The organism is Streptomyces abikoensis, assembly GCF_014648775.1.
Taxonomy (GTDB): domain Bacteria; phylum Actinomycetota; class Actinomycetes; order Streptomycetales; family Streptomycetaceae; genus Streptomyces; species Streptomyces abikoensis.
This window is the reverse complement of the sequence record NZ_BMRT01000005.1, coordinates 411,916-421,446: the sequence shown is the minus strand read 5'-3', so window position 1 is coordinate 421,446 and position 9,531 is coordinate 411,916. Positions and strand designations below refer to the sequence as shown.

General features: G+C 71.2%; 7 protein-coding genes. All 7 read right to left on the bottom strand.

Going from position 1 to position 9,531, the window contains the following annotated elements; genetic code table 11:
- Positions 1-87: 87 nt before the first annotated feature.
- The gene (locus IE096_RS19830; protein WP_229820382.1) at positions 88-1,068 is read right to left on the bottom strand and encodes a hydroxyacid dehydrogenase; all 981 of its coding nucleotides are present in this window, start codon (positions 1,066-1,068) and stop codon (positions 88-90) included.
- Positions 1,069-1,113: 45 nt separating this feature from the next.
- A complete protein-coding gene (locus IE096_RS19825) occupies positions 1,114-2,538 on the bottom strand; it encodes an amidohydrolase family protein (RefSeq protein ID WP_189453537.1) in 1,425 nt (474 codons plus the stop codon).
- A gap of 66 nt (positions 2,539-2,604) precedes the next feature.
- A complete protein-coding gene (locus IE096_RS19820) occupies positions 2,605-4,197 on the bottom strand; it encodes a type IV secretory system conjugative DNA transfer family protein (protein WP_189453535.1) in 1,593 nt (530 codons plus the stop codon).
- 49 nt (positions 4,198-4,246) lie between these two features.
- A complete protein-coding gene (locus IE096_RS19815; RefSeq protein WP_189453533.1) occupies positions 4,247-5,680 on the bottom strand; it encodes an ATP-binding protein in 1,434 nt (477 codons plus the stop codon).
- Positions 5,681-5,690: 10 nt separating this feature from the next.
- Positions 5,691-7,244 carry an SCO6880 family protein gene (locus IE096_RS19810; RefSeq protein ID WP_189453622.1) on the bottom strand — a complete coding sequence of 518 codons (1,554 nt, stop codon included), beginning with the start codon at positions 7,242-7,244 and terminating at the stop codon, positions 5,691-5,693.
- Positions 7,245-7,246: 2 nt separating this feature from the next.
- Entirely contained in the window at positions 7,247-8,665 is a 1,419-nt protein-coding gene (locus IE096_RS19805) for a hypothetical protein (protein ID WP_189453531.1), read from the bottom strand.
- Entirely contained in the window at positions 8,655-9,521 is an 867-nt protein-coding gene (locus IE096_RS19800) for a DUF8175 domain-containg protein (RefSeq protein ID WP_189453529.1), read from the bottom strand. The genes IE096_RS19805 and IE096_RS19800 overlap by 11 nt, the downstream gene beginning before the upstream one ends.
- Between the last annotated feature and the right edge of the window lie 10 nt (positions 9,522-9,531).

The window sequence follows — 9,531 nt, the reverse complement described above, 5'->3', positions numbered from 1 at the left end:
CGCCGAACTCCTTTTAGAGAAAGCCCTGGTGGGGTTACCCACCAGGGCTTTCTTGCGTTTACGGCCATTTACGGCCAGAGGCGAGAACTAAGCCAGCCGGGAAAGGTCTTCCCTCCTCACCCGCCCCGACAACGGCTCTCCCCGCGCCCACCGTTCCGTTTCCTCCACCACCCACACCCCCAGCCTGCGGACCTCGGTCCCCTGTGCCCCCGCGATGTGCGGAGTGACCAGCACATTCGGCAGGGAGAACAGCGGATGCCCCGCCGGGAGCGGCTCCGGCTCCGTCACGTCCAGGAAGGCGTTGAGCCGCCCCGACACGCATTCCCGCACCAGGGCCTCCGTGTCGATGAGCGAGCCGCGTGCCGTGTTGACGACCGTGCCGCCGTCCGGAATGAGTGCCAGCCTGCGGGCGTCCAGCATGTGCCGGGTTTCCGGCACGGCCGGAGCGTGAAGAGTGATGACGCTGCTACTGCCGCACAGTTCCTCGAGACCCACGGCCTTGACGCCCAGGACGCCCAGCCTGGCCGCCTCGGCAGCGGGCACATAAGGGTCGTACAGAAGAACCCGGCAGCCCGTATCCGCCGCGACCAGCCGCTCCAGGACCAGCCGTCCGATGCGTGATGCCCCGACGACACCGATCGTCCGGCCGTCGCCGCCCTCCCGTTCCCCGAAACCGGGCCAGGCGGCAGCGCCACCCGATGCGTATGCCGACGCCGCTGCCACCGCCTTCTTGGCCGCGAAGGTGATCGTGGCGAGGGTGTAGTCGGCGACCGGGCCGGCATTGGCCTCGGCGCCGGAGGAGACCGCGATGCCCCGCTCCCACACCGCCTCCGTGACCAGCCATTTGACGGACCCGGCAGCGTGGAGGACCGCTCGCACGCGCGGCGTCCGGGCGAGGAACGCCTCCGTGAGCGGGGGGCTTCCCCAGCCCGTGATGAGAACGTCGGCCTGTTCCGCCGAGCCCGCCACGACCTCCCCGCACTCCGCGAGCCTCGCCCGTAGGTCAGCGGGCAGGATCGCGTCCGCTTCCTGCCGGCCCATGGTGATCGCGATCCTCGGCTTGCTCATGCCCACGCGTCCACCCTCACGCGGCCGCCCTCGACAAGTCCATGCTCACGAGCCCATGCCCGCAGGCGGCTTCAGCTCGGCCGCCGCCTGGGCGATCCGGGCGAGCATCCGGCGTCGTTCCGCCCGGTCGATCAAAAGGCCGCGCGTCACCACCGAGTCGATGCGCTGCGTATTGCGGATGTCGTCCAACGGGTCGGCTTCGAGGACGACGAGGTCGGCGGCCTTGCCGGGCTCGATCGTGCCGAGGACGGCCTCCAGGCCGAGGGCGCGGGCCGGCGTGGTGGTGGCGGCCCGTAGGGCGTGGGCCGCCCCGAGGCCGGCCAGGGTGAGATGTTCCAGCTCCTGGTGGAGGGCGAAGCCGGGGACGAGATAGGGGGCCCCGGAGTCCGTACCGGCGAGGAGGGGGACACCGTGGCGGTGGAGTTCGCCGACGATTCGTGCGTGATGGACGTTTACATCGCGGACGTCGGCATACTCCTGCTCCGTTCGGCCGCCCAGCAGCTCCTCCAACTGGCCCGGCCACGCGCCGGTCAGCCATTCGGGCAGATGGGCCCATTCGGGGGCCCGGTTCGGGAGGGTGCCCGGGCGCTCCATGACGTGGTGCATGCTGAGTGTCGGAGTGACGAAGGTGCCGTTCGCGGCCAGACGGTCGAAGACGCGGGCGGCCCGTTCGAGGTCGTGGGAACGAGCGGCGAGCGACTCCAGTTGGTGGATCCGGCGGTACCAGCGGCGGAAGCGGGCGACCGATCCGGCTTCCGTCGGATCGACCCGCAGACCGTTCTCCAACTCGCGGCGCAGCATCGGCTGGTCCGAACTGGTCGCGGTGAGCAGGGGGTGAAGGTGTTCGATGGTGCGTTGACCGGCGTCGGACGCCTCCGTGACGGATACGGCGTCGGGGCAGTGACCGGCGTACGGGATCCCCTGCCGTCGGGCTTCGTCCGCGAGGGCGAGGTAGACGTCGCGCGTCAGCCGTGAGTACACCTTGATGAAGTCCGCGCCCTCCTGCTTGATGCCGCGGACGGCCTCTCGCGCCTCGGCCTCCGTACCCGCCTCGACGACCGGGACGGGTGAGATGTCGTCGGTCCAGAGGCTGGGCCGTCCGTCGACGAGGGTGCTGCCGATCACCCACCGAGGGCCGGGGAATTCACCCCGCTCGACGCGGTCGCGGCCGGCGCGGACGGCCGGTGTGCCCCACATCTCCCGGACGGTGGTCACGCCGGTGAGGGCGTAGAGCGGGGCGATGAGCTCCACCGGGCCGTGGCTGTGGGTGTGCATGTCGATGAGACCCGGGATGACGTACTTCCCGGAGAGGTCCATGACGCGGGCCCCGTGCGGGACGGGTACCTCGGCCGTGCGGCCGACCGTCGCGACGCGGCCGTCGCGGACGACGACGGTCATGTCCTGCTCGGGGCTGCGTGTTCCCGGGGCGGCGATGAGCGTGGTGTGGGTGAGGAGCAGGGTGTCGTGCATGGCGTTACCCCCTGTCGCCGTGGCTTCGGTGGCTTCCGTGCTAGCCGGTCCGGTCGGGCTTCCGTGCTAGCCGGTCGGAAGGGTGCGGCGGGGCCAGCGTGCCCGTCCCTGCTCCTCGGAGCGCATCAGCGCGAACGTGGGGAGGCCCTGTGCCTCGCCGTGCTCCAGGAGGTCGGGCAGGGCGGGCAGCGGGGCCACGGCCGCCACATCGTCGAGAACGAGGGTGAGTGGTGGGTCGAGCCGGCCGGAGGATGACCGTGCGGCCATGCGGCGGCCGTGCTCGACCACGCTTGAGGCGAGTGCGGTCAGCAAGGGCATCGCACCCGGGCGGGTGCGGGGATCCTCAATCGCCTCACCCACCACGTACAGCGTTCCCCCTTCGGCGATGAATGATTCCGGCGCCGGCGAATTGACTCGATTGGGGTTACAGGCGTCCCGGATGTGGACGGACGTCAGGGCGCTGAGCGCCCGGGCGGCCAGCTCCTGGGCCATGTCGCGGCGTTCGGGGTGGCCGGTGAGGGCGGATTCCAGCTCGCCCGCGGTGCCGCCGGTGGCCTTGGGGCTGGTCCGGAGGATGCGGACCGGTTCGTGGGCCGACGTTCCCTGGGCCCAGCGGTGCACCTGGCGGAAGGGCCGGCCGTCCACGGCGGCGGCGTGCAGCCAGCAGCGCAGCAGGGTCTCGGCGGTGTCGGCGGTGGCCGAGTCGAGGGTACTGAGGGGCCGTACGGGCGCGAGGAGCGCGGCAGCGCGGGTGGTGGCGGTCTCGCGCGACTCGCAGCCCGTGGTGGGGCTCCAGCGGAGCCGGTCGGGGGTGTCGAGGAGGTGGCTCGGGTCGAAGACGTGGACCGGCCCGAGCTTGGCACGGGCGGTCTTGGTCTCGGCCCAGAGCCCCGGATCGCTGGTGACGACCAGCGCCGGCCCGGCGGCCTCGAGAACCGCGCGTGCGGCGGGGGCACGGCGGTCGGTGGTGTAGAGGAGGCGTTGGGAGGCCGACGGTGGTGGGACGGCGGGGGTGGCAGGTGCGGTCGGTGTGGTGGCCGGGGCCGCCGCCGGGGCTGGGGTCGTCGCCGGAGCCGCTGCCGACGTCCCTGTCCCTGTGTCGGCTGCCCGCGGCTCGGGGATGGTCGTGGCAGCCGATTCCACCGCCGGCGCGGCCTCCACCGCCGGCGCGGCCTCCACCGCCGGCGCGGCCTCCACCGCCGGCGCGGCCTCCACCGCCGGCGCGGCCTCCGCCACCGGTGTGGCCGCCGGCGCGACGACAGCTGTCGGCTCGACCACCCCTGTCGCCCCCGTCGTCCCCGTCGTCCCCGCCGCTCCCAGCATCCGGCGGGCCCGTACCGCCCGCCAGCGGGCGAGCGTCCCGATCACGAACGTCATCAGCACCACGGCCACCAGCAGCTCGCCGATGAGGATGCCCCAGAACAAGCCGTACCCCGAAAGGGCTTCCTGCGGGGTGCCCGGCCAGGCGGAGGGGAGGTCGCGGGGCTGGGTCATCAGATGGCGCAGGGCCTGGGGGGTGCGGGTCAGGGTCACCCCCTCCGGCCAGCCGCCGTGTTCGGCGAGGGCGGCCAGGCCGGTGGCCGTCCAGACCAGCAGGGTCAGGCCCAGCAGAAAGGCTATGACGCTGAGCAGCAGACCATCCGGAATGCCACGCTCCATACCCGGGTCCCGGTGCCGCGCCCGGTCCCTGCCCCCCGAGGACCCCATCTCACGCCACCGTCGATTCCGAGGATCCGTAGGTGGCGGCGGTGCCGTAAGGCTCGTCGGCGAAGGGCGATTCCCGTGCCGCGGCGGCTCGTTCCGCCGCCGCTGCCTCCGCCGCGAGTTCGTGGGTGCGGTCGCCGTCCTCGGTCATGGCCCGGTCGGTGTAGACCAGGGGGCGCTCGGCGTCCGTGATGAGGTGCTTGACGACCTGGACGTTGCCGTTGACGTCCCAGACCGCGATGCCGGGGGTGAGGGTCGGGATGATCTCGACCGCCCAGCGGGGCAGGCCCAGGACCCGGCCCGTGGCCCGGGCCTCGTCGGCCTTCTGGGCGTAGATGGTCCTGGTGGAGGCCATCTTGAGGATGGCCGCCGCTTCCTTCGCCGCCGCGCCGTCGACGACGTCGGAGAGGTGGTGGACCACGGCGACGAACGACAGGCCGAGCCGTCGGCCGAACTTCAGCAGGCGCTGGAAGAGCTGGGCGACGAAGGGCGAGTTGATGATGTGCCAGGCTTCCTCGACCAAGAAGATTCGCTTCTTCCGGTCCGGCCTGATCCAGGTGTGCTCCAGCCAGACACCGACGATCGCCATGAGGATCGGCATGGCGATGGAGTTGCGGTCGATGTGGGAGAGGTCGAAGACGATCAGAGGCGCGTCGAGATCGATGCCGGCCGTCGTGGGGCCGTCGAACATGCCGCGCAGGTCGCCGTCGACGAGCCGGTCCAGCACCAGGGCGACGTCCAGGCCCCAGGCCCGTACGTCGTCTATGTCGACGTTCATCGACTCCGCGGACTCGGCCTCGGGGTGGCGCAGTTGCTCGACGATGTCGGTGAGGACGGGCTGCCGGTCGTTGATCGTCTCGTTCACGTAGGCGTGGGCGACCTTGAGGGCGAAGCCGGCGCGTTCGTCGAGCCCCCGGCCGGTGGCCACCTCGATGATGGTGCGGAGGAGGGCGAGCTGGCCGGTCGTGGTGATGGCCGGGTCGAGGGGGTTGAGCCGGATGCCGCCGTCGGCGGCGGCGACGGGGTCGAGGCGGATGGGGGTTATTCCCAGCTGTTGCGCGATCAGGTTCCACTCGCCGACGCCGTCCTCGCCCTGGGCGTCCAGCACGACGACCTGGCGGTCGCGGAAGCGCAGCTGCCGTAGGACGTAGGTCTTCTCCAGCGCGGACTTGCCGTTTCCGGACTCGCCGAGGACGAGCCAGTGGGGGGCGGGCAGTTGCTGTCCGTAGAGCTGGAAGGGGTCGTAGATGTAGCCCTTGCCGGAGTACACCTCACGCCCGATGATCACGCCGGAGTCGCCGAGGCCGGGGGCCGCGGTGGGGAGGTAGACGGCCTGCGCCTGCCCGGTGGAGGTGCGTACGGGCAGCCGGGTGGTTTCGACCTTTCCGAACAGGAAACTGGTGAAGGCGTCGGTGACGGTGGCGAGCGGGTCGAGCACGGCATTGCCCCTATCGTCGGATGCCGGTCGCGAACGGCAGCGTGTTGACGAACGCCCGGTGGTGCTCGCGGTCGCACCACTCGAGCTTGAGGTAGCTCTTGCCGGCCGAGGCTCTTATGGTCCGCTTGTCGCGCGCCAGGGCCTCCGGGGAGCGGGAGGACACGGTGATGTAGCCGACGAGGTTGACGCCGGCCGCGCCGCTGGCGAGGTCCTCGCCGCGCTGGTCGACGCGGGAGTGGTGGGCGACGTCGCGCGGGTCGACGACACGGTTCATCTTGGCGGCGCGGGAGGCGTCCGCGTCGTCGTTCGTCTTCTCGGTCAGCATCCGTTCGATGGCGACGTCGGTCGGCTCCAGGTCCATGCAGACCGCGACTGTACGAATCACATCGGGGGTGTGGACGAGAAGGGGAGCGAGGAAATTGACCCCAACGGGTGTCATCGGCCACTCCTTGACCCACGCCGTGGAGTGACACCAGGGTGCCCGGGTGGACGACTCGCGCGTCTTCGCCTGGAGGAACGTGGGTTCCATCGCGTCCAGCTCGGCCGGCCAGGCGTTCCGCTTCGTCATCGCCTGGATGTGGTCGATGGGGTGGTCCGGGTCGTACATCGAGTGGACGAGCGAGGCGAGGCGCGCCTGGCCGAGCGGCTGGCGGACGCGGATGTCCGCCTCGGCGAGACGGGCGCAGATGTCCGTGAGCTCGCGCGCCATGACGACGGCGAGGCCCGCGTCCTTGTCCAGCCGCCGCCTGCCCGCCTCGTGCCGGGAGGCGCGGGCGATGGCCTGGGCCTCGGCGGCCAGTTCACGGCCGTAGTGCATACAGGCGACGAGGTAGGCGCGGTGCTGCTCGGAGGAGGTGGAGACCATGGACTGCAGCTGGTCGTAGGAGTCCCTGAGCCACTCCGGCGCCCGTTCGTCGCCCCGCCGTTCGACGTCCTTGGCGTGGGCGTCCGGGTCGGCGGGGAGCGTGCGGGCGAGCATCTGGATGCGGGTGACGTAGCCGTCGCCGTTGGCGACGTGCTTCAGGAGCGTGCCGAATCGTTCGACCAGTGCTTCCTGGTCCTCCGAGTCGCGGAGGCCGACGCCCGGGCCCTCGATCTCGATCGCGGCGGTGACGGTCCGGCGGTCGGCGTGCAGCAGCACGGCGATCTCGTCCGGGCCGAAGGGTGCGGACAGCCAGTTGATCCGCCCGATCCCGGGCGGCGGGCCGACCTCGATCTCCCGCCCGTCCAGCCGGGTGCCCGCCTCGATCGCACCGGAGCGGTACGTCGCACCGCGACGCAGCGTCCGTTTGTACGAGCGGTTGATTTCAAACCACTTGTAGAACGTGCGGTTCTTGTACGGGACGTAGACGGCGGCCAGCGACAGCGCGGGGAAGCCGGTGAGGGTCATGATCCGCAGGGGGAGGATCGGCACCAGCAGCCCGCACATCATGCCCAGGAACGCGCCCACGACGATCAGCGCGATCTCGCCGGTCTCCCGGTTCTTGCCGACGACCGCGTTGGGACGTGCGCGGCCGATCAGATACGTACGGCGGGGCGCGATCGGCTGGGACTGGGCCGGGATCGTCAACTCCGCTCACCTCCGGATGTATTGCGCTTGCTGTTGTTCTGCGCGGTGTTGTTCTGCGCGCGGGGCGCGGGCACGGCGGCCGTGCCCGGCACCGAGGCTGCGGAGGGAGCGCTTCCGTTGCCGCCGGACGGGGCGGTCGCGGGGCGGGCGCTGTGGGCGGTGACACCGCCGCTGACGGCGCCCGAGGGGCGGGCCGCCTGGGACCCGCCGCCGTCGCCGCGGGCGCTGTGGGTGGTGATGCCCTGCTTGACCAGGGCGGCGGGCGAGGAGATCACGGCGGCGGCCTGGCGGGAGGCCGCGTCCTTGCTGGCGTTGCGGCTGCTGACGATCTCGTCGCCGAAGCCCGGCACGAAGCGGTAGATCATCGCACTGGCGAAGATGGCGAGGAGGATGATCGCGAGGCCGGAGACCACGGCGGAGAAGGAGTTCGGCCCCTTCCCGGAGGACAGGGCTCCGGCGAGACCGAGCACGATCATGATGATCGGCTTGACCAGGATCACCGCGATCATGATGCCCGCCCAGCGACGGACGTGCCCCCACATGTTCTTGTCCACCAGCCCCGCGTACACGGCGGTGCCGAGGAGCGCGCCCACGTAGAGCAGCGCGGCCCGGATCACCAGCTCCAGCCAGAGCACACCGGCGGCCAGCACGGACACGAGCGACACGACGATCAGCATGATCGGCCCGCCGCCGATGCCGTTGCCCTTCTGCAGCGCCTCGGCGAAGCCGCCGAAGAACTGGTCGTTGTTGGTGGACGAGCCGGTGGCGATGACGTCCGTGACGGCGTCGGTGGCGTTCACGACGGTGTAGAGGATCAGCGGCGTGAACGCGGACGCCAGCACCGTCAGCCACAGGAACCCCACGGCCTCCGTGATCGCCTCGGTGAACGGCACCCCCCGCACCGCCCGCTTGGCCACGGCCAGCAGCCACAGGACGAGGGTGAGGATGGTGGAGGCGGCGAAGACGACGGCGTACTGGCGGAGGAAGGGCGTGTTGGTGAAGTCGACGTTGCCGGTGGAGTGGACCGCGGTGGAGAGCTTGTGGATGATCCACGACGCGGCGTCGGCGCATCCCTTGGCGAGGGAGGCGAGGGGGTCGGTGACGGTCTGGGGGTCGTTGGGGGAGACGGACGTGCCGGGGTTTTTGCCGCCCTTGCAGTAGTCCTTGGCCAGCCCCACGATGAGGTCGCAAGGGTCGTTCCCCTTGGACGCCGACGGTGTCGGGGTGGGGACGGCCGATCCCGTGGGCCCGGGCGTGGGAGTCGACACAGGTGGTGTGGTCCCGGGCGTCGGCGTACCGGCCGGCGGCGGTGCCGGATCGGCGGTCGCCCGAGAAGCCAGGGCCATGAGCGCGACCTGCACGCCCACCGCGGCCGCCGTGACGGAGTAGGCGCGCGGGCGGTGGCTACCTGGCATACGTGAACCCTCCGTAACCGCTGACCGCGTTCGAGATCTCAGTGGCTGATGCGGCCCGGTCGTCACCGTTCACCGGTGCCGGGCCCTGCTGTTGACTGGAAGACGTGATCTTCCAGTCATCGTTCGTCCAGTGAAGCTTCTGCGTCAGGGTGAACCACGTCTGGGTCACGGGCTTGGTCGATCCCTCGCCGGCGAGGCCGACCAGGCCGGTGCACCAGACCTCGACGGTCGCGTCGTTGGCCCCGTACGAGGTGGTCTTCGACCCGACGGGGACGGTGCGGGACACGAACGTCAGCCCCTTGGGCGCCGAGCCGTCGGGTAGCAATCCCACGTTCTTGAGGAAGGCGCCGGAGTACGCCTGGTCGAGCTGTCCTTGGAGAGCGGGCGCGGCGTCCGGAGTGTGGGTGGCGTCGACGATGACACGACGGCTGTCCTTCCGGAACATCCCGTCGCCCCCCAACGCCACCGCGAAGTTCGCCGCCGCCGACTGCGCCCCCTGCTCCGAATGGGCGAATCCGGAAGCGATGCCACCGGTCTTGCCGTCGACCGGCTTGACCCCCGTGGGAGCGGTCGCGCTGCCGCCGGGGCGGCGCGCGTCGGCACCAGAAGAGGCGTCGTCGCCGGAGTCACCGCCCCGGTTGGCGAAGGCGATCGCCGCGATGAGCAGCACCACGACGCCGACGACCGCCACCAGGTTCCGGTTGGATGGTCGGCCCCCGCGGCCGGAACGCCCGCCTCCGCGCCGCGTCGGCGCGTAGGGGTCGACCTCGCCCTCCGGAAGCCGCGTGCGCGTCATATGACGGTCGTCGCCGTAGCCGCCCTGGCCGCCACCGTAGCCGTCGTCGCCGAGACTCATCGCTCGCCTG

Bases quoted from the DNA above. Each gene is read 5' to 3' on its own strand.
- IE096_RS19820 (WP_189453535.1), bottom strand. From the start codon at position 4,197: ATGGAGCGTGGCATTCCGGATGGTCTGCTGCTCAGCGTCATAGCCTTT.
- IE096_RS19800 (WP_189453529.1), bottom strand. From the start codon at position 9,521: ATGAGTCTCGGCGACGACGGCTACGGTGGCGGCCAGGGCGGCTACGGC.
- IE096_RS19825 (WP_189453537.1), bottom strand. From the start codon at position 2,538: ATGCACGACACCCTGCTCCTCACCCACACCACGCTCATCGCCGCCCCG.
- IE096_RS19830 (WP_229820382.1), bottom strand. From the start codon at position 1,068: ATGAGCAAGCCGAGGATCGCGATCACCATGGGCCGGCAGGAAGCGGAC.
- IE096_RS19805 (WP_189453531.1), bottom strand. From the start codon at position 8,665: ATGCCAGGTAGCCACCGCCCGCGCGCCTACTCCGTCACGGCGGCCGCG.